The 18,331-nt window shown below is 69.0% G+C and carries 21 protein-coding genes; 10 read left to right on the forward strand and 11 right to left on the reverse strand.

Annotated features, from left to right (window positions below; translation table 11 throughout):
• A partial coding sequence (locus tag AC1D1T_RS14060; RefSeq protein WP_477992024.1) for a DUF7684 family protein occupies window positions 1–940 on the forward strand: 940 nt, incomplete at its 5' end.
• Window positions 941–1,075: 135 nt separating this feature from the next.
• On the opposite strand, the gene AC1D1T_RS14065 is transcribed toward AC1D1T_RS14060, so the two are convergent.
• The gene (locus tag AC1D1T_RS14065; RefSeq protein WP_477824562.1) at window positions 1,076–1,291 is read right to left on the reverse strand and encodes a hypothetical protein; all 216 of its coding nucleotides are present in this window, start codon (window positions 1,289–1,291) and stop codon (window positions 1,076–1,078) included.
• Between the two features lie 134 nt (window positions 1,292–1,425).
• Between AC1D1T_RS14065 and AC1D1T_RS14070 the strand changes: the two genes are divergently transcribed.
• From AC1D1T_RS14070 to AC1D1T_RS14105, 8 genes are all read left to right on the forward strand, one after another.
• Window positions 1,426–1,668, forward strand: coding sequence for a helix-turn-helix domain-containing protein (locus AC1D1T_RS14070; RefSeq protein ID WP_477840520.1), 243 nt, complete (start codon window positions 1,426–1,428; stop codon window positions 1,666–1,668).
• 13 nt (window positions 1,669–1,681) lie between these two features.
• Window positions 1,682–2,221 carry a hypothetical protein gene (locus AC1D1T_RS14075; RefSeq protein WP_477824560.1) on the forward strand — a complete coding sequence of 180 codons (540 nt, stop codon included), beginning with the start codon at window positions 1,682–1,684 and terminating at the stop codon, window positions 2,219–2,221.
• 37 nt (window positions 2,222–2,258) lie between these two features.
• The gene (locus tag AC1D1T_RS14080; RefSeq protein ID WP_477824559.1) at window positions 2,259–3,041 is read left to right on the forward strand and encodes an ADP-ribosylglycohydrolase family protein; all 783 of its coding nucleotides are present in this window, start codon (window positions 2,259–2,261) and stop codon (window positions 3,039–3,041) included.
• Window positions 3,038–3,487 (forward strand): GNAT family N-acetyltransferase, encoded by a 450-nt coding sequence (locus tag AC1D1T_RS14085; RefSeq protein WP_477824558.1) that lies wholly within the window; start codon window positions 3,038–3,040, stop codon window positions 3,485–3,487. Before AC1D1T_RS14080 ends, AC1D1T_RS14085 begins: the two co-directional genes overlap by 4 nt.
• A gap of 18 nt (window positions 3,488–3,505) precedes the next feature.
• On the forward strand, window positions 3,506–3,958 hold the full coding sequence (locus tag AC1D1T_RS14090) for a lysozyme inhibitor LprI family protein (protein WP_477992025.1): 453 nt from the start codon (window positions 3,506–3,508) through the stop codon (window positions 3,956–3,958).
• A 19-nt stretch (window positions 3,959–3,977) separates the two neighbouring features.
• On the forward strand, window positions 3,978–4,742 hold the full coding sequence (locus AC1D1T_RS14095; protein WP_477992026.1) for a hypothetical protein: 765 nt from the start codon (window positions 3,978–3,980) through the stop codon (window positions 4,740–4,742).
• A complete protein-coding gene (locus AC1D1T_RS14100) occupies window positions 4,730–5,653 on the forward strand; it encodes a polysaccharide deacetylase family protein (protein ID WP_477824920.1) in 924 nt (307 codons plus the stop codon). The genes AC1D1T_RS14095 and AC1D1T_RS14100 overlap by 13 nt, the downstream gene beginning before the upstream one ends.
• Before the next feature lie 168 nt (window positions 5,654–5,821).
• Window positions 5,822–6,469, forward strand: coding sequence for a LysE family translocator (locus AC1D1T_RS14105; protein WP_477824921.1), 648 nt, complete (start codon window positions 5,822–5,824; stop codon window positions 6,467–6,469).
• Between the two features lie 15 nt (window positions 6,470–6,484).
• Here AC1D1T_RS14105 and AC1D1T_RS14110 read toward each other — a convergent pair whose 3' ends face one another.
• The 8 genes from AC1D1T_RS14110 to AC1D1T_RS14145 are packed head-to-tail and all read right to left on the reverse strand — an operon-like array spanning window position 6,485 to window position 14,972.
• The gene (locus AC1D1T_RS14110; RefSeq protein WP_477824922.1) at window positions 6,485–7,552 is read right to left on the reverse strand and encodes an ABC transporter ATP-binding protein; all 1,068 of its coding nucleotides are present in this window, start codon (window positions 7,550–7,552) and stop codon (window positions 6,485–6,487) included.
• 8 nt (window positions 7,553–7,560) lie between these two features.
• The gene (locus AC1D1T_RS14115; protein WP_477824923.1) at window positions 7,561–8,601 is read right to left on the reverse strand and encodes a carbohydrate ABC transporter permease; all 1,041 of its coding nucleotides are present in this window, start codon (window positions 8,599–8,601) and stop codon (window positions 7,561–7,563) included.
• Window positions 8,598–9,920 (reverse strand): carbohydrate ABC transporter permease, encoded by a 1,323-nt coding sequence (locus AC1D1T_RS14120; RefSeq protein WP_477824924.1) that lies wholly within the window; start codon window positions 9,918–9,920, stop codon window positions 8,598–8,600. Before AC1D1T_RS14120 ends, AC1D1T_RS14115 begins: the two co-directional genes overlap by 4 nt.
• Window positions 9,917–11,404 (reverse strand): ABC transporter substrate-binding protein, encoded by a 1,488-nt coding sequence (locus AC1D1T_RS14125; protein WP_477824925.1) that lies wholly within the window; start codon window positions 11,402–11,404, stop codon window positions 9,917–9,919. Before AC1D1T_RS14125 ends, AC1D1T_RS14120 begins: the two co-directional genes overlap by 4 nt.
• A gap of 23 nt (window positions 11,405–11,427) precedes the next feature.
• The gene (locus AC1D1T_RS14130) at window positions 11,428–12,282 is read right to left on the reverse strand and encodes an amidohydrolase family protein (RefSeq protein ID WP_047508534.1); all 855 of its coding nucleotides are present in this window, start codon (window positions 12,280–12,282) and stop codon (window positions 11,428–11,430) included.
• On the reverse strand, window positions 12,279–13,334 hold the full coding sequence (locus AC1D1T_RS14135) for an aldo/keto reductase (protein WP_477824926.1): 1,056 nt from the start codon (window positions 13,332–13,334) through the stop codon (window positions 12,279–12,281). The genes AC1D1T_RS14130 and AC1D1T_RS14135 overlap by 4 nt, the downstream gene beginning before the upstream one ends.
• Window positions 13,331–14,668: a UxaA family hydrolase gene (locus AC1D1T_RS14140; RefSeq protein WP_477824927.1), complete on the reverse strand. Its 1,338-nt coding sequence runs from the start codon at window positions 14,666–14,668 to the stop codon at window positions 13,331–13,333. Before AC1D1T_RS14140 ends, AC1D1T_RS14135 begins: the two co-directional genes overlap by 4 nt.
• Window positions 14,658–14,972: a UxaA family hydrolase gene (locus AC1D1T_RS14145; protein ID WP_465110213.1), complete on the reverse strand. Its 315-nt coding sequence runs from the start codon at window positions 14,970–14,972 to the stop codon at window positions 14,658–14,660. The genes AC1D1T_RS14140 and AC1D1T_RS14145 overlap by 11 nt, the downstream gene beginning before the upstream one ends.
• 112 nt (window positions 14,973–15,084) lie before the next feature.
• Here AC1D1T_RS14145 and AC1D1T_RS14150 point away from each other — a divergent pair, with 112 nt between their 5' ends.
• On the forward strand, window positions 15,085–15,801 hold the full coding sequence (locus AC1D1T_RS14150) for a FadR/GntR family transcriptional regulator (RefSeq protein WP_477824928.1): 717 nt from the start codon (window positions 15,085–15,087) through the stop codon (window positions 15,799–15,801).
• A gap of 21 nt (window positions 15,802–15,822) precedes the next feature.
• Here AC1D1T_RS14150 and AC1D1T_RS14155 read toward each other — a convergent pair whose 3' ends face one another.
• Entirely contained in the window at window positions 15,823–16,329 is a 507-nt protein-coding gene (locus AC1D1T_RS14155; protein WP_047508539.1) for a pyridoxamine 5'-phosphate oxidase family protein, read from the reverse strand.
• A gap of 71 nt (window positions 16,330–16,400) precedes the next feature.
• The gene (locus AC1D1T_RS14160) at window positions 16,401–18,290 is read right to left on the reverse strand and encodes an MFS transporter (RefSeq protein WP_052212655.1); all 1,890 of its coding nucleotides are present in this window, start codon (window positions 18,288–18,290) and stop codon (window positions 16,401–16,403) included.
• Window positions 18,291–18,331 lie beyond the last annotated feature (41 nt).

Consider the following 18,331-nt stretch of genomic DNA (forward strand, 5'->3'; position numbering starts at 1 on the left):
GGTCCGCGCAATGACGAAGGGCGGCGGCGCTAGCGTGAGCGGGTCGAACGCCGCGACCCCGCCGGACGCTGCCGAATGGGGCGACTTCGCGGCCGACCTGGACATCGCCTACGCGTACCGCCAGTTCGCAGGCAAATCGCGCGACGAGGCCTTGCTGCTGTTCGAGCAGAGCGACGTGCTGTCGCGCGCCGAAGACCTGGGCGCGATGCCGGCCGGGCCGTTCCGCTACTACATGCCGGTGTTCCGCGACTTCGTCGTCTCGCCGCGCATCTTCGAGCTCAACCAGGGCCTCTACGCATCGACGGCGGCCGATGCGTTCCTGAACCTGATCATGCGGCGGCTCGAGGACGAGCCGCAGGTCATCGAGCCGTTGATGCCGGAGCTGTTGCCGGCCGTCGAGTACCTCGCCGAGAACCAGGCGCGCTACGACGCCGACGAGGATGTCTACGGCAGCTTCTTCGACGTGCTGGCGGCGATCCGCGAATCGCTGCGCGTGCTGTCGGGCGGGCCGACGATCCCGGGGCCGCCGGCGCGCTACCTGCACCTGAAGCCCGGCGGTGCGCTGCCCGACCTGTCGGCGCTCGCGCCGTTCCGCGCGGTCGTGATGATCGATGCCAAGCTGACGCTGACCTGGCAGATCGAGGTCAGCGACTGGCTGGTCGACAGCGGCTGCCTGCACGTGATGCCCTGGGGCAAGGACGCGAGCCTGTGGGATCACTCGGTCGCGATGGCCAACCTGGAGCAGTGCGGCTTCGGGCCGATCCCGAAGGAGGCGCAGGTCGTCACGGTGTCGCACGAGGTCGAGTCGCTGGGCGAGGTGCTGTGGTTCTGCAAGAACTGCGCGAACCATCCGGTGGTGGCGCTGCAGCACACGGTGCTGATCGAGATCAGCGATGTGGGGGATGAGGAGATGGTGCTGCGGGCGTATGCGGATGCGTGACATGCCAGCCCGTCGCGCCGCCTTCGTCCCATCGCAGCAACCCCGTTCGCCCTGAGCAGGGGCCGAGCCTGCCGAGGGCCCGTGTCGAAGGGTTGGTGCCGAAGCGCGCCGACGTCATCAGGCCATGCAGCGCCCTCACGGTGCTCCGTCGAACCGCTCGCCCAGGCGCTCAGCCTCTTCTGAAACGAGCAGCAATGCGGTGATCGCCATGCGTCGCAGCGCGTCATGCTGCCTGCGGTCGAGCAGCGGCTCCTGATCGTCCGCCAGCGCCCAGACGTCCTGCTCCGCGAGTTCGAGCAGGTGCCGTGTGCCATCGGTGACGTCGATCACCTGGGCGAGCAGGCGTCTCATTCGCCGGGCCGTCATCGGCTGCCTTGAGCGGAGGGGCATGGCGTCGGCCTTCCATCGCGCCGTGCGGTCAGGCAAAGCGCCGTATGCGAATTAGTGTTTATGCGAATGAGAGCATAGCATCGACAGTTCCGGGCGTGAAACCCAGTTTGTCCCAGCAATTCGGCGAGTGTGTACGAACCCTGCGAACCGAGGCCGGCCTGAGCCAGGTCGAGTTCGGCGAGCGCTGCGGGTTCTATCAGACCTACCTGAGCCGGATCGAGAACGGCCATGCGAACCCGACGCTCAACGCCATCGAGGTCATTGCCAATGCGTTGGGGATGACGGTCTTCGACCTGTTTGACCAGATCCGGCCCGCGACTGGGACACGTCGGAAGTGACGTCTCTCACCTCATGAAACGCCTCGCTCGCCATGCATTCGCTCTGCTGTTGAGCCTCTGCTTCGGATCTGCCCATGCCGATGCCTTCTTCAAGCTCGTCGGCTACCAATGCAACACGAAGGCAGATCGGCTGATCCTGACCTACGACGCGGCCGCCAACGGTGCGGGTCAGCTGATGCTGGAATCGAAGACGGCTCAGCAATGGGATCCATGGGATCTCATCCACATGGACGACGAGGCCATCATCCAGTCGACGACGACGGTGCAAGGCAGTTGCGTCCTGAGCGACGGCGTCTATGCCGTCGAGCTTGGCCCGGTGCCCGGAAACAGGAACACCGTGGGCCGCTGCGGCGCCTGGATCTCGGCCTGGGCCGAAGTGCGTCGCGGAAATCGCGTGATCTACCCGCGCACCGATTTCGAGTCGGGTGTGGGTTGCTTCTTTGCTGACGGCGTGATCACGACCCGTGTGGAGATCGCACCCAGGCGCAGCCGGCATCGCATCACCCGACATCCCGCGGAGAATCTGTTGAGCGACACCTCCGCCATGCATTGACGCCAACCGGTAGAGTAGCCCCCAAGGAGGGCACGCCATGCTTGGAGCCATCGCCGGCGACGTGATCGGATCGATCTACGAGTGGAACAACATCAAGACCAAGGCGTTCGATCTGATCGGACCCCGCTGCACCTTCACCGACGACACCGTGCTGACCGTCGCGCTGGCCGAGGCCATCCTCGATGACAGCGACTACGTGCCCGTACTGAAGGCCTACGCCAACCGCTACCCGCGGGCCGGCTACGGCAGCCGGTTCAAGCAATGGGTGCGTTCCGACGACCCCACGGCGTACTACAGCTGGGGCAACGGCGCCGCGATGCGCATCAGCCCGGTCGGCTTCGCGTTCGGCTCGCTTGATGAAGTGCTGGCCAAGGCCGACCACTACACCCGCGTCACGCACGACCACCCGGAAGGCATCAAGGGCGCGCAGGCCGTCGCGGCCAGCATCTTCCTGGCCCGCACCGGCAGCAGCCGCGACGACATCAAGCGCTACGTCGAGACCACCTTCGGCTACGACCTGTCGCGCCGGCTCGACGACATCCGCCTCGTCTACCGCTACGACAGCTCGTGCCAGGGCACGGTGCCCGAGGCGATCATCGCCTTCCTGGAGTCGACCGACTTCGAGGATGCGATCCGCAATGCGATCTCGATCGGCGGCGACAGCGACACCATCGCCTGCATCACCGGCGGCATCGCCGAGGCCTTCTACGGCGGGGTTCCGCCGGCCATCGCCCAACCGGTGATGAGGATCCTGGACGGCTTGCTGCTCAACACGACGAAGCGGTTCATGCAGTCGTACATGCCGGACGCGTCGAAATGACCGCACCTGAGCAGGCCTCGCTGCGGCCCATGACGATGGACGACTACGACGCGGTGATCGAGCTGATGAAGGCCACGCCAGGCGTCTCGTTCCGCGAGGCCGATTCGCGCGACGCCACGGCGCGCTACCTCGAGCGCAATCCCGGCCTGAGCTTCGTCGCCGAGAAGAACGACCGATTGGTGGGCTGCGTCATGTGCGGGCACGACGGTCGGCGCGGCTACCTGCAGCACCTGGCCGTTCTCCCCGAGCACCGCCGGCAAGGGATTGCGAGCGCGCTGGTCGAGCGCTGCCTGGCGGCGCTGGAACAGCTCGGCATCCTGAAATCGCACATCGACGTGTTTCGCACCAACGACACGGGGCAGGCCTGGTGGGAAAGCCAGGGATGGCACCGGCGCACGGATATCCACCGCTACTCGCATGTTCGCGGCGGCCATGAGAATGCCTGACTTCCGCTTCATCGCACCATGAAACCTTCATCGTCCCGGCTCAAGGCGCTCGCCGTCGCGTTGCTGCTCACCACCACGGCCCGTGCCTCCGCGGCCCCGGACGAGGCCGTCGTCCGCGAGATGGCCCACCAGACCCACATCCCTGCCGAAGACATCCGGCGCGATCACGATGCCTGCGACAGCGGCATCACGCTGAGCATGAAGATCTGCGCCAGCTACCGCTGGCGGGTGCAGGACGCGCGCCTGAACGCCGTCTACAAACGAGCCCTGGGCAAGGCCCGCGAAATGGGCTACGAGGCCTCGCTCGTCAAGGCGCAGCGGGCCTGGGTGGCCTACCGCGATGCGGTCTGCGCCAACGAGGGCGAGATGGGTGCCGGCGGCGGCACGGCGCTGGGGTTGTACGAGCTGTCGTGCATGGAGGGACTGACCAAGGACCGCACCGATCGCATCGAAGCCATGATTCGCAGCTGACCGGCCCTCGACACGACCCATGCGCCACCCGCTGCTTCTCATGCTCGCCGTCTGCCTCGCGCTGTTCGAGGCGGGCAACCTCACCGGCTTCTCATGGAAGCGCCTGGCCTATGTGCCCGAGCGGGAGATCGTCGACGCGGCGATCCGCCACGCCTACCCCGGCATCTACGCCGACCTGCGCGCGCTGCAGGCCGACTACAACGGCTTCCAGCCGCAGGTGCGCTACTGGGGCAGCTGGAACTGGCAGATCGAGAACGGCCTCGTCGACAAGCTGTTCGGATTCCAGCGCTACCAGGTGCGGCTGCCCGAGGAGATCGTGATCGTCGATGCCGAAGGCAAGGCGCACTTCTCGCGTGCCGACACGTCATGCAACGACGAGCGCGGCTGCCCGAAGACGCCGCCCGACCGCGCCGAGACGGGCATCGTCGGCACCGTGCAGCATGGCCCGCCGGCCTACCCGCTGACCCAGGACTTTTCGGTGTCGTGGGCCCCGGCCCGGCAGGTCGGGGACGCCTCGGTCGACCCGGGCCGGGTGATCACCTACGGCAATTGCTTCTCCGCGTCGATCACGTCGACGGAGGATCGCGCCCTGGTGGTGGACATCCGGGGCGATGGCGCAACGACGTTGCGCCTGGGCTCCGGCTACCACTCGGTCGTGGTCGCGGGCACCAGTGCGCGCACGTGKGAGCGGATCTACAGGGCCGAGTTCGAGAAGTTCCGGTCGCGCACCACGATGGGCACGGTGGTCGGCCCCGATGCCGGAGGCGCCGCATGGCAGCGCTGAGCTTCAACCTCAGGCTCGCGCTCGTGTTCGTGCTCGCCTGTCTCTGCTCACTCACCGCCCACGCACAGACCCTCGCGCTGACCTTCGACGATGGCGTGAATCCCGACACCGAACCGCTGGCCCGCGAGTGGAACGGCACGCTGCTGTCGGGGCTGCGCGCCGCATCGATCCCGTCGATGATCTTCCCGGCGCTGTCAGCCACGGGCCCGGGAGCCGGCCGCGATCTGGTGGCCGCGTGGTCTGCTGCCGGCCACGCGGTCGGCAACCACACCGCCCGGCACCGCAACCTGGCCTCGCCGAAGCTCACGCTTGCCGAGTTCGTGCAGGACGTCGAAGAGGCCGACCAGGCCTTCAACACGCTGCCCACCTGGGTGCCGATGCTGCGCTTCCCGTACCTGAAGGAAGGCGACACGCCGGCCAAGCGCGACGGCATGCGTGCCTGGATGAAGGACCACGGCTACCGGCCCGCGCCGGTTTCCATCGACACCAGCGACTGGTACTTCAACGAGGTCTGGCTCGATCAGCTCGCGGCCGGAAAGCGCAGCCAGCTCGAACCCCTGCAGAAGGCCTACATCCGCCACCTGCTGGACCGCGCGGGCTACTACGACAAGCTCGCACGCAGCACGCTGCACCGCAGCCCCGCGCATGTGATGCTGCTGCACGTCAACGCGATCAATGCCGCCTCGATCGGCGTGATCGCCCGCGAGTTCAGGGCACATGGCTGGAGTTTCGTGTCTCCGGCACAGGCCTTCGCCGATCCACTCTACGTGACGGCACCGTCGACACTGCCCGCCGGCGAGAGCATCGTGTGGTCCCTGGCCAAACAGGCCGGCGCGAAGAACCTGCGCTACCCAGCGGAAGATTCCGTCTACGAAGAACCCGGGCTGCGCGCGCAGCACCTGCTGCCGTAGCAGACGCCACCTCGCACGCCTCCAATGAGCGCGCAACCATGTTCATGACCTTCGAATCACTCCAGGCCCAGGCAGATCTGCAGACAGGAGCGGTGGAGGCATTGCCGCTGGACGTGGTGATTGCCAGGCTCGAGGCACGTTTCCCTGGATGAGACTGAAGAGCGACCCATGCACCTCGACACCCTGACCGCCAACCCCAACCTCGCCGTCGCCTGCACCGCCTACTTCATCGGCTGCGCGAGCCCCGGCCCGAGCATCGTCGCGCTGATGGGCACCGCGATGAACGGCGGCCGCGCGCCGGCGTTCGCACTCGCCGCCGGCATCACGCTGTCGTCATGGACACTCGGGCTCACCGCCGCGCTCGGCCTGGCGTCGCTGCTGGCCGCCTGGTCCGGCGCGCTGACGGTGGTCAAGGTGATCGGCGGGCTCTACCTGCTGTGGCTCGCGTTCAAGGCCGGGCGCTCGGCCCTGTCGCGCCACGATGCGGCCGATGCCGGCGCGGCCGGCCGCAGCGGCAGCCTGCGGCAGATCTTCCTGAAGGGCGTCGCGATGCACATCACGAACCCGAAGGCCATCTTCGTCTGGCTGTCGACCATCTCGATGGGCCTGCCGGTCCACGCGTCGCCCACCGACTCACTGGTCGTGTTCGCGGCCTGCGGCCTGCTGGGCCTGCTGATCTTCATCAGCTACGCGCTGCTGTTCTCCACGTCCGTCGCGCGGCGCGTCTACCGCTCGACCCGCCGCGTGTTCGACGGCACGATCGCGGTGTTCTTCGGCTTCGCCGGCCTGCGGATGCTGCTGTCGCGGCAGCTGTGACCGGGCGGCCCCTCGTCAGCGCACCCGCAGGCCCGTCGCCCCGTCGAAGACGAACGCCGCACCCGGATCGAACGCCACGCTGACCCGCCGCCCGACCGCCTGGTCGAAGTCCTTCGCGCCCTTCACCGTCAGCTTGTGCGCGCCCACGTGCAGCGTGACGAGCGTGTGGTCGCCGATCAACTCCACCGCGTAGATCTCTCCCTGCAGCGCGCCCTGCTCGGCGACCCGGCAGTCTTCCGGCCGGATGCCGAGCACCACCTCGGCCAGGCTCGCCGTCACCGGCGTCGGCACGCGCAGCCCCTCGCCCTCCAGCCACCCGCCCGACAGCGCGCCGCGCAGGAAGTTCATCGGCGGCGCCCCGATGAAGCCGGCGACGAACAGGTTGGCCGGGTCGTTGTAGATGCGCGCCGGCGTGTCCAGCTGCTGCAGCACGCCCTTGTCGAGCAGCGCCACGCGGTGCGCCAGCGTCATCGCCTCCACCTGGTCGTGCGTCACGTACAGCGTCGTGATGCCCAGCTGCTGCTGCAGGTGCTTCAGCTCCGCGCGCATGTGCCCGCGCAGCTTCGCGTCCAGGTTCGACAGCGGCTCGTCCATCAGGAACACCGACGGCCGCCGCACCATCGCGCGCGCCAGCGCCACGCGCTGGCGCTGCCCGCCCGAGAGCTGCCGCGGGTAGCGGTCGAGCAGCCCGTCCAGCTGCACCTGCTTCGCCACCGCCAGCACCTGCTCGTGCTGCTGCGGCTTCGGCACGCCGCGCACGTCCAGCGGGTAGGCCACGTTCTCGGCCACCGTCTTGTGCGGGTACAGCGCATAGCTCTGGAACACCATCGCGATGTCGCGGTTCTTCGGCAGCACGTTCGTCACATCGCGCTCGCCGATCAGGATGCGCCCGGCGCTCGCTGTCTCGAGCCCGGCGAACACGCGCAGCGCGGTGCTCTTGCCCGAGCCCGATTCGCCGAGCAGCACCAGGAACTCGCCAGGCTGCACCTGCAGGTTGAAGTCGCGCAGCACCTCGACCGCGCCGAAGCGCTTGCCGAGGTGGTCGAAGGTGACCGAATGCGCGGTCGTCGTGGGAGGCAGCATCGTCAACATCAGCCTTTCACCGCGCCCGTCAGCAGGCCGCGGGCAATGAACTTCTGCAGGAACAGGGTCATCACGACCACCGGCACGATCATCAGCAGGATCAGCACGCTCATCGTCCACCACTGCGGCCCGCGTGTCGCGTTCTGCGCCGCCACCAGCAGCGGCATGGTCTGCGCATTCGCGGTCGACAGGAACAGCGCCAGCAGGTACTCGTTCCAGCTCAGGATCAGCACCAGCAGCGTCGTCGCGACCAGCCCCGGCCGTGCCAGCGGCAGCATCAGGTCGAACAGGATGCGATAGCGCGAGGCCCCATCGAGCGCCGCGCTTTCTTCCAGCTCGCGCGGGATGCCGTCGAAGAAGTCGACCATCAGCCAGACGACGATCGGCAGGTTCGCGGTCATGTAGGTCACGATCAGCGCGAACTGCGTGTCGAGCAGGTGCACCTGCTGGAACATCACGTAGATCGGGATCGCCGACACCACCGGCGGCAGGATGCGCTGCGAGATCATCCAGAACAGGATGTCGTCGTTGCCGAGCCGCGCGGTGATGCGCCGCTGCAAGGGCCGCAGCCCGAGCACGAACAGCATCACGGCCACCGGCAGCGCCCAGCCGAGCGACAGCCCGGCGCCGAGCACGAGCGCGACCACCGCCGCGACGCTCGCGATGAACAGCAGCACCGCGGCGACGCTCGGCCGGTACGTGATGCGCGTCAGCGCATACGCCGCCATCGAGCCGATCGCGACCGCCAGCAGCGTCGACAGGCTCGCGATCAGCATCGAGTTCAGGTACGGCCGCAACGTGTCGCGACCGGTCTCGACGAGGACGTATTTCCACGCATGCAGCGACGGCTGGAAATCGACGAAGGGCAGGAACACCGGCCCGTCGGACACCTGCAGCGGCTCCTTGAACGAGGTGACCAGCACCCAGTACAGCGGGAAGAACACGACGAAGGTCCACGCGAGCAGCGCGCCGTACACCAGCACGCGCGGCAGCGGCGCGAGTTCGCCGGGGCGCTGCGGCATGCACCACGCGGCAACGAGGCCCTTCATGCGCCTTGCCCCGCGCGCGCCGGCCGCACGACGAAGTGGAAGAAGCTCACCGCCATCAGCGTCGAGACGAACAGCAGCAGGTAGGCCACCGCCGCCGAGCCGCCCAGGTTCAGCGAGCGCCAGTCGATGAAGGCATGCAACGTCATGCTCTCGGTCGCGATGCCGGGCCCGCCGTTGGTCAGCACGTTCGGCAGGTCGACGATCTTGAAGGCCTCGATCACGCGGATCAGCACGACCGCCGCCGCGGTCGGCGCGATGGCCGGCCAGGTGATGTCGCGGAAGATGCGCCACGACGGCGCGCCGTCGAGTTGCGCGGCTTCGAGCTGGTCGCGCGGTTGCCCTTCGATCGCGGCCAGCAGCACGATGAAGATGAACGGCACCCACTGCCAGGTGTCGCCCACCAGCACCACCCAGCGCGCCGACCAGGCGTTCTGCGCCCAGGTCATGGCACCCAGGCCGAGCGCGCGGGCGACGGGCGCGAACGGGCCGACGCCCATGTCGGCCAGCATGCGGAACATGTAGGCGATGCCGACCGGCGTGACCATCAGCGGCAGGAAGAACGACAGCCGGAACAGGTTGCGCCCGCGGATCGGCTGCGCGCACAGCAGCGCCAGGCCCAGGCCGAGTGCGAACTGCAGCGCGACACCACCGATCACGTAGAACAGCGTCGTCAGCAGCGAGCCCTGCTGGCCGCCCGCGGTGCCGGCGGCGACCAGCGCCATCAGCCCCCAGACGCTGCCGGCAAGCTGGCGGCCGACCAGTCCACTGAGGCTGGCCCGTGCGCCGAGCACACGGGCGGCGACGGCCGCGACGACGAAGCCCGCCAGCGCGAACAGCAGCCACGCGAACCACGGCAGGTCGGCCGCGTCGCGCGCGGCCTGCGCCGCTGGCGCGAACGGGCCGAGCGGTGACAGCAGCGTGGCTGCCAGCGTGCAGGCCAGCGTCATCACGGCTGCCGCCGCATGCGGCGCGCGCGGCACAGCCAGCCCATACGCCTGCCGCTGCCGCAGGCTGCGCAGCAGCGCCCACGCGAGCAGCGCGAACGCGGCGGCGAGCGCGACCCAGGTCGCCGCCGACAGCTCGCCCGCCGTGCCCAGCAGGTGGAACTGCTGCGAGCCGGCGATCAGCTTGCGGTAGTTCAGCGCGCCGACGAAGCTCAGCTCGTAGCCGCCGGCCCGCAGCGAGAAGCGCGTCAGCGAGAGCCAGGCCGACGCCAGCAGCGGGAAGATCGAGAACAGCAGGACGACGGTGACGGCCGGCGCGATGAAGACCGTCCCCGCCTGCCGGTCCAGCCAATCGCTGAACTGCGCCTTCGTCACTTGGCGCCGATGCTCGCTTTGTATGCGGCCTGCTGCTTCGCCTTGCCCAGCTCGTCGTTCAGCTCATTCCACGTGTCCTCGATGTTCTTCATCGTGCCCTTCACGTCCAGCTCGCCGGCCAGGAAGCGCGCCATCGCGGTGTCCAGCGCCACCTGCTGGTAGCGCTGGTTGAACGGGATGCGCAGGTCCAGCACCATGTTCGGCGAGTTCAGCGAATCCTGGATCGCGGTCAGGTAGTCCTTGGCCGCCTTGTCCGACATGCCGGCCTTCTTCCACGGTCCCATGTCCTTGAACTGGCTCTGCCGGTACGGGTTGAAGCCGGTCGCACCGACCGTCACGTCGGCATTCGACTGCTCCGGCTGCGACATGTACGAGAAGAGCGCATAGGCCGCGTCCTTGGCCTGCGGCTTGGCCTTCGCGTTGATGGCCCCCGACCAGCCACCGAAGGCCGCGAACGGCGCGCGGTTCACGCCGTTCACCGCATGCGGGCAGCGCGTCGCGTCGCAGGCCACCAGCTTGCCGCTCGCACGGTCTAGCACCTTCGTGGTCCCCGGCAGCATCAGCGCGCCGACCTTGTCGACCACCTTCGAGGCCTTCGGGTCGACCGCCAGCGGGCCGATGTCGCCCCAGTCGACGGTCAGCGCGCAGCCGCCGCTGACGAACAGCGTTCGGGTGTCGCCCACATCCATGTTGATCTCGTTCGGCGGGCCGTACTTGCCGGTCTCCTTGTAGATCTCGAGCGCCCGCGCGAAGGCATCGTTGTTGACCAGCGGCTTCATCGTCGCCGGGTCGAAGAACGCGCCCTCGCTGGTGCCCTTGGCCTGCAGGAAGGCGCCGGCCACCGAGGTGATCATCCAGAACGACTGCGCGTTGCGCTTCTTCGCGATGCACGAGCCGACGACCGGCTTGCCGTCGCCGAAGTCCTTGCCGTGCGCGGCCTTCGCGATGTCCAGGTACTCGTCCCAGGTCTGCGGCGGCTTCTTGCCGAGCTTGGCCAGCACGTCGCTGCGGTAGTAGGCGATGTGGAAGTCGCCGTCCAGCGTCACGGTGTAGGTCTTGCCGCCGTACTTCTGCGAGAACTCGCGGAAGAACGGGGCCACGTCGTCCTCGCGCAGCTTGGCATCGGCCTTCACGCGCGGGCTCAGGTCCTCGAGGAAGCTGACGTAGTCCGGCATCCACTGCGGCGCGAGGATCGCGGCATCGATCGAGTTGGTGCCGGTCGACCAGTCGGTCAGCAGCTTCTGGTACAGGTCCGAGTACGGCACCGTGATCACGTTGACCTTGGCACCGGTGGCGGCCTCGAACTCCTTGCCGCGGCGCTGCAGCGGCTCGGCGATCTGCGGGCCGGTGAAGGTCATCACGTTCAGCGTGACGCCGGCGTAGGCCTTGGTCTGGGCCTGCGCCTGCCCTTGCGTGCCGAGCATGCCGATCACGGCGGCAGCGCAGGCCAGCGTGGCCCGGAGGGGAATCGATCTGCGGTTCATGGTGTCTCCATCCTTGTTGTGGTTCACAGCGGGGTCACTCCGTCCAGGCGGTAGAAGCGCTCGGCATTGCCGGCCCACACCGCGTGGCGATCGGCGGCGTCGAGCGGCGCCAGCAGCTGCTCGCAGGCCAGCACCCAGCCGGCGTAGTCGCCGGCCAGCTGCAGCACCGGCCAGTCGCTCCCCCAGATCACGCGCTGCGGGCCGAACAGCTCCAGCACGGTCTCGGCATACGGACGCAGCGTCGCGACGCTCCAGCCGGGACCGGCTTCGGTCGCGAGGCCGCTCAGCTTGCAATGCACGGCCGGCAGGCGCGCCAGCGCGGCGAGGTCGCGCCGCCAGGCCGCGAAGCCGCCGTGCGCGATGTCGGGCTTGGCCGCGTGGTCGATCACGATCGGCAGGGCAGGATGGCGCTCGGCGAAGGCCAGCAGGTGCGGCAGGTGCGGCGGCTTCACCAGCGCGTCGAAGCGCAGGCCGTGCTGCACCAGCGCACGCACCGCCGGCGCGATCGGCGCGGTGGCGATCCAGGCCGGGTCCGGCAGGTCCTGCAGCATCGGCCGCACGCTCTTCAGCAGCGGGTTCGCGGCCAGCGAGGCGAGCGTGTCGACGGCACCGGGCGCCGCCAGGTCGACCCAGCCGACCACGCCGCGCACCAGGTCGTGCTGGGCGGCCAGTCGCAGCAGCCACTGCGTCTCGGCAAGCGTGGGCGCGGCCTGCACGAGCACCGTGCCGCGCACGTTGTTTGCAGCCAGCAAGGGCTGCAGGTCGGTCGGACCGAAATCGCGGTACAGCGGGGCCAGGTCCGGTGTGAGCCACCCGTAGTCGCCGCGCGCGAGCGACCAGAAATGCTGATGCGCGTCGATGCGCCAGGTGGCCGTCATCGTTTCTCCCCCGGCACCGGCGCATCGGCATCGATCAGCCCCTGCTCGCGCAGCGTGCTCCACAGCGCCGCGGGAATCGGCTGCGTCATCCAGCGCACGATGCCTTGCAGCTCGTCCGCGTTGCGCGGCCCCGGCACGCACGACACCACGGCCGGATGGCCGAGCGGAAACTGCAACGCCGCTGCCGCCAGCGGCACCTCGAAGCCGTCGCACACCGCCTGCAGTCGCGCGACCCGCGCGACCACCTCGGCCGGCGCGGTCGCGTAGTTGAACTTCAGCGTGCTGCTCGGGCGGCGCAGGCCGGCCGCGAGGATGCCGGAGTTGAACGGCCCGCCGACGATGATGCCGACGCCGCGCTCGACGCAGCGCGCGAGGAACGGGTCCAGCGCCTGCTGCTCCAGCAGCGTGTAGCGGCCGGCGAGCAGCGTGCAGTCGAGGTCGACGTGCTCCATCGTGTCGCGCACGATCTCCCATTCGTTGACGCCCAGCCCGATCGCGCCCACCAGGCCCTCGCGGCGCAGCGCCTCCATCTCGCGCAGGCCGCCGCCGCTGGTGAGCTGCCGCCAGTGGAACTCGTGGCGATCGCCGTGCGTCACGCGGCCGATGTCGTGCACCAGCGCGATGTCGATGCGGTTCGTGCCGAGGCGCTGCAGGCTGTCCTCGACCGAGCGACGGATCGCGGCGGCGGTGTAGTCGTAGTGCACCTCGAACGGCAGCGGGTTCTGCCACGCGGTCTCGCCGGCGGGCAGGGCGCGCGGCACGGCCAGCGGGGAGAGCGGTTTCAGCAAGCGGCCGACCTTGGTGCTCAGCACCCACTGGTCGCGTGGATGCGCGCGCAGCGCCTCGCCGAAACGCCGCTCCGACAGCGTGTAGCCGTAGAACGGCGCGGTGTCGAAGAAGCGGATGCCGGCCGCCCACGCGGCGTCGAAGGTGGCGCGCGACGCATCCTCAGAGATCACGTCGTACATGTTGCCGAGCGGCGCACCGCCCATGCCGAGCGCGGTCAGCGCATGGCGGGTGCGCGGCAGCATGCGGGTCGGGAGTGTGGTCATGGCGTGGCCTTTTGCATGGAAGGCATCGTGCGGATCGGCAGGGAGACCGGCAGGCAGCTCGGCCCGATCGGCTCGAAGGCCTTGTAGGTGAGGATGAACTCGCGGTGGCCCAGCGATTCGCTGGCGGTCTCGCGGCCGTGGCCGACGTCCTGCACCAGCGCGACGATCTCGGCGCCCACCTCGTCGAGCGTCGCGTCGCCGCGCAGGATGCGGCCGGCGTTCACGTCCATGTCGTCGGCGAGCTGGTCGTAGGTGTCCGGGTTCGCGCACACCTTGATCACCGGCGAGATCGCCGAACCGACCACCGAGCCGCGGCCGGTCGTGAACAGCGTCAGGTGCGCGCCGCAGGCGATCAGCTCGACGATCTCGGCGTTGTCGGAGATGTTCGGGAAGCCGAAGCGCACCTCGCCGTCGGGCACCACGTCGAGCAGGTACAGGCCGCCGGTGGGCGGGATGTCGCCGGGCTTGATCAGGCCGCTGATCGGCGAATCGCCGCTCTTCGCGTAGGCGCCGAGCGATTTCTCCTCCTGCGTCGTCAGCCCGCCGTCGGCATTGCCGGGCGCGAAGCTGCCGTGGCCGAGCGTCTCGTAGTAGCGCGCCGCCTTCGCGACGCAGCGCACGATCTCGTCGCCGAGCTCCGGGGTCGCGGCGCGCCGCTGCATGTGGAACTCGCAGCCGACCAGCTCGCCGGTCTCCTCGAAGATGCAGGCGGCACCGCGTGCGATCAGCGTGTCGAACGCACGGCCGACCGCCGGGTTCGCGGTGATGCCGCTGGTGCCGTCGCTGCCGCCGCAGACGGTCGCGACGACGAGTTCGTCCCAGCGCATCGGCACGCGCGGCTGCGTGTCGAGCTCGGCCAGCGCCCAGCGCACCCACTCGACGCCCTCGGCCAGCGTCTTGCGCGTGCCGCCATGCTCCTGGATCGTCAGCGTGTGCACCGGCCGGCCGCTCGCGGCGACCTCGGCCTCGAGCCCGCGCTTGTCGAAGCTCTCGCAGCCGAGCGAGACCAGCAGCACCGCGCCGACGTTCGGGTGCGTCAGCAGCCGGCGCATCATCTTGTCGGCATAGGCGTTCGGGTAGCAGCCGGGGAAGCCGACCAGGTGCACCGGCGCGCCGCGGAACGACTGCGTCACCTCGTGCGCGACGAAGTGCGCGCACTCGACCAGGTAGGCGACCGCGACGATGTTGCGGATGCCCTTGCGGCCGTCGGCGCGCGCATAGCCGCGGAGGTCCGATGATCCAGCGGACCCCGTGGAACCGGCTTCGCCGGGCCACTGGGGGCGCCCCCCAGGGGGGGAGGCGCGAAGCGCTTCCGGGGGGGAGTCATTTCGCATATTTCGAGCCGTCTTGCAGCGTGTAGGTGGGCAGGTAGTCGCTCGCGAGGTTGTCGGTGTGGATGTGCTCACCGCGCGCGATCGGCCGCTGCACACTGCCGATCACCGCGCCGTAGCGCAGCACCTTGTCGCCCACCGCCAGCGCCTGCCGCGCCAGCTTGTGCGCCATCGCCACCGGCCGCGGCAGCATCACCGGCTCGCCGTCGATCAACAGCGTCTCGCCGGCGGCCAGCGCGCGGCAGGCCACCAGGCAGTTGTCGGCGGGGTTCAGCAGCAGCAGGCGTGGATCGGTGGCAGGGGTCATTCCGGCTTCCTGGGGTTGCCCCGAAAAGGTATAAAGGTCAGACCAATAGACCATTGTTGCGATCGCCCGCGATCCGCGGCAACCGGGTTGACCCTGATGGGAAAATCGACCGATGAGCCACCAGCGACTGCCGCCGATCGAGACCAAGCGCCTGTACCAGCACATCGCCGGCGTGCTGCGCGAGTCGATGGACAGCGGGCGCTTCGGCATCGGCAGCTACCTGCCGCCAGAGCGCGAGCTGGCGGATCAACTGGGCGTCAGCCGGGCCTCGGTGCGCGAGGCGCTGATCGCGCTGGAGGTGCAGGGACGGGTGTCGGTGCGGGTCGGGGCCGGCGTGCAGGTGCTGGATGCGTCGTCGCCACGGGCGGCGTCAGCCTCGGCGGACGAGCCGCCGGTCGGCCCGCTGGAGCTGCTGGAGGCGCGGCTGGTCGTCGAGACCGAGACCGCGGCCCTCGCGGCGCGCCACGCGACCGAGCAGGACCTGCAAGGCCTGCAGCGCAGCCTGGACCAGATGGTGCAGGACCATGCCCGTAACCCGTTGCTGCACGATGGCGACCGGGCTTTCCACATCGGCATCGCGCGCGCCAGCGGCAACGCGGCGCTGCTGTTCATCGTGACGACGCTGTGGGACCAGCGCTACACGCCGATGCAGGACCGGATGGAGACGCTGTTCACGACGCCGGGGCTGCACACCGCGGCGGTCGACGACCACCGGCGTGTGCTGGAGGCCATCGCGGCACACGACCCGGCTGCCGCGCGGCAGGCGATGCGCCGCCACCTGACGACGGTGCGCAAGACCTTCTCGCGGGCGATCGTCGCAGGGCGCTGAGCCGCAATCCAGTCCGGCGGATCAGGCCGACGGAACGGACCGCGGCCAATGCGGCCGCGACGCGCTGAAGTCGACCGTGCGCGTGTCGGTCACCTGCGTGCGGGGCTGCTGGTCGCTCGGGATGTCGACCCGCAGCATCACGAAATCCTGCTCGCCCTCGACGACGGCCAGCTGCGGCTCCTGGCGCACGCTCGGGTGCAGGTACACCGGGTCGTGATGCGCCTCGACCAGCGCGACTTCGCCTGTCAGATGCACGAGTTGCCGGGTGCGCGGGTCGACGAACGACAGCGTCACGTCCGGATCGATCTCGACGTCGAGCGCGACGCGGCTGTCGCGCGGCACCATCAGCCAGACGTGCGGCGGGCCGTCGCCGGAGGTCATCGAGATGCGCACCTGGGCCGCGTGCGGCGCGCCGCTGGCCAGGCGCGTCGTCACCATGCAGTGCCGCGCGCGCTGCAGCGAGGGCCACACCGATTGGAAGTCCCCGTCGTTGCGGCGGCTGAGGAAGGGCAGGTTCGGAAGGTTCATGGCGGCTTGTAGGTATGGGTCGAGCTGGATGGATGCAAGCCCTGAAGGGCAATCGGCGTGCCCACGCCGCGCTAACTTGCCAACAATTCCCCGACCCGCGTGCGCAGCCCGTCCGGCGTCACCTCGCCGGGCGCCAGCGGCACGCCCGCCACCATGCCGACCCGCGTGAACATGCCGCGCCGGAACGGCTTGACCATCGCGCCGCCCTGCTCCACCCGCGAGAAGAACGAGCCCCACAGGTTCTGCAGCGCGAGCGGGATCACCGGCACCGGGTTCGTCTCCAGCAGCTTCATCACGCCGCCCTTGAACTCGCCGAGCTGGCCGTCCTTGGTGATGGCGCCTTCCGGGAAGATGCACACCAGCTCGCCGTCGGCCAGCACCGCACGGGCACGCTCGAAGGCCTGCTCGTAGACCTTGGCGTCGTCGCGCTGCGGCGCGATCGGGATCGCCTTCGCGAGCTTGAACATCCAGCCCAGCACCGGCAGCTTGAAGATGCGGTGGTCCATGATGAAGGCGATCGGCCGCGGGCTGGCCGCCATCAGCAGCACCGCGTCGACGAAGCTGACGTGGTTGCACACCAGGATCGCCGCGCCCTTGGTCGGGATGTGCTCGTCGCCGCGCACCTTGAATCGGTAGATGCAGCGCGTCGCGATCAGCGCGATGAAGCGCAGCAGGTACTCCGGCACCACCAGGAAGATGTAGAACGCGACGATCGCGTTCAGCACGCCGACCACCAGGAACACCTGCGGAATGGTGAGCCCCGCCTTCAGCAGCACGCCGACCAGCACCGCGCTGACGATCATGAACAGCGCGTTCAGGATGTTGTTGGCCGCGATGATGCGGGCACGGTGGCTGGGCTGCGAGCGCAGCTGGATCATCGCGTACATCGGCACGCTGTAGAGGCCCGCGAACAGGCTCAGCAGCGCGAGGTCGGCCATCACCCGCCAGTGCGCGCCGACCGCGACGAAGCCCGCGAGCGACAGCTGCGCCGACGGCGGCAGCCCGCGCGACGCGAAGAACAGGTCGATCGCGAAGATGCTCATGCCGATCGCGCCCAACGGCACCAGGCCGATCTCGACGTGCCGGCGCGACAGCACCTCGCACAGCAGCGAGCCGGTGCCGATGCCGATCGAGAACACCACCAGCAGCAGCGAGGCGACCTGCTCGTCGCCGTGCAGCACCTCCTTCGCGAAGGCCGGGAACAGCGACAGGAACACCGCGCCGAAGAACCACATCCACGAGATGCCCAGCAGCGAGCGGAACACGGCGACGTTCTCGTGCGCGAGCTTCAGGTTGCGCCAGGTCTCGGTGACCGGGTTCCAGTTGATCTTCAGCGCCGGGTCGGTGGACGGCGACGGCGGCACGTACTGCGCCGTCAGCCGGCCGAGCAGCGCGACCGCGATGCAGCCGATCGCGACGTAGTGGCGCCCGACCTCGGGGATGCCCACCAGCAGCCCGCCGGCCACCTGGCCGAGCAGGATCGCGACGAAGGTGCCCATCTCGACCATGCCGTTGCCGCCGGTCAGCTCGCGCTCGCCCAGGTGCTGCGGCAGGTAGGCGAACTTCACCGGGCCGAACAGCGTGGAGTGCAACCCCATCAGGAACACGCAGGCCAGCAGCACCGGCACGTTGGTGACCCAGAAGCCCCAGGCGGCCAGCAGCATGATCGCGATCTCGAGCGACTTGACGAGCTGGATCACGCGCGTCTTGTCGTACTTGTCGGTCAGCTGCCCGCTGGTGGCCGAGAACAGCAGGAACGGCAGGATGAACAGCGCGCCGATCACCAGGCCCGCGAGCTGCGGCGACAGCCACGACACCTGCACCTTGTAGGTGACCAGCACCGTGAAGGCGAACTTGAACAGGTTGTCGTTGCCGGCGCCGAGGAACTGCGTCCAGAAGAAGGGGGCGAAGCGCCGCTGGCCGAGCAGTGCGAACTGATTGGGGTGCGCGTGGGGATCCACGGTGTCTCCTGATGTGTTGTCGTCTGGTCGTCGCGGGGCGC

It is taken from the genome of Rhizobacter sp. P2_H3, assembly GCF_056403355.1.

Bases quoted from the DNA above. Each gene is read 5' to 3' on its own strand.
- AC1D1T_RS14065 (WP_477824562.1), bottom strand. From the start codon at position 1,291: ATGAGACGCCTGCTCGCCCAGGTGATCGACGTCACCGATGGCACACGG.
- AC1D1T_RS14075 (WP_477824560.1), top strand. From the start codon at position 1,682: ATGAAACGCCTCGCTCGCCATGCATTCGCTCTGCTGTTGAGCCTCTGC.
- AC1D1T_RS14080 (WP_477824559.1), top strand. From the start codon at position 2,259: ATGCTTGGAGCCATCGCCGGCGACGTGATCGGATCGATCTACGAGTGG.
- AC1D1T_RS14085 (WP_477824558.1), top strand. From the start codon at position 3,038: ATGACCGCACCTGAGCAGGCCTCGCTGCGGCCCATGACGATGGACGAC.
- AC1D1T_RS14090 (WP_477992025.1), top strand. From the start codon at position 3,506: ATGAAACCTTCATCGTCCCGGCTCAAGGCGCTCGCCGTCGCGTTGCTG.
- AC1D1T_RS14100 (WP_477824920.1), top strand. From the start codon at position 4,730: ATGGCAGCGCTGAGCTTCAACCTCAGGCTCGCGCTCGTGTTCGTGCTC.
- AC1D1T_RS14105 (WP_477824921.1), top strand. From the start codon at position 5,822: ATGCACCTCGACACCCTGACCGCCAACCCCAACCTCGCCGTCGCCTGC.
- AC1D1T_RS14110 (WP_477824922.1), bottom strand. From the start codon at position 7,552: ATGCTGCCTCCCACGACGACCGCGCATTCGGTCACCTTCGACCACCTC.
- AC1D1T_RS14115 (WP_477824923.1), bottom strand. From the start codon at position 8,601: ATGAAGGGCCTCGTTGCCGCGTGGTGCATGCCGCAGCGCCCCGGCGAA.
- AC1D1T_RS14125 (WP_477824925.1), bottom strand. From the start codon at position 11,404: ATGAACCGCAGATCGATTCCCCTCCGGGCCACGCTGGCCTGCGCTGCC.
- AC1D1T_RS14130 (WP_047508534.1), bottom strand. From the start codon at position 12,282: ATGACGGCCACCTGGCGCATCGACGCGCATCAGCATTTCTGGTCGCTC.
- AC1D1T_RS14135 (WP_477824926.1), bottom strand. From the start codon at position 13,334: ATGACCACACTCCCGACCCGCATGCTGCCGCGCACCCGCCATGCGCTG.
- AC1D1T_RS14140 (WP_477824927.1), bottom strand. From the start codon at position 14,668: ATGCGAAATGACTCCCCCCCGGAAGCGCTTCGCGCCTCCCCCCCTGGG.
- AC1D1T_RS14145 (WP_465110213.1), bottom strand. From the start codon at position 14,972: ATGACCCCTGCCACCGATCCACGCCTGCTGCTGCTGAACCCCGCCGAC.
- AC1D1T_RS14150 (WP_477824928.1), top strand. From the start codon at position 15,085: ATGAGCCACCAGCGACTGCCGCCGATCGAGACCAAGCGCCTGTACCAG.
- AC1D1T_RS14155 (WP_047508539.1), bottom strand. From the start codon at position 16,329: ATGAACCTTCCGAACCTGCCCTTCCTCAGCCGCCGCAACGACGGGGAC.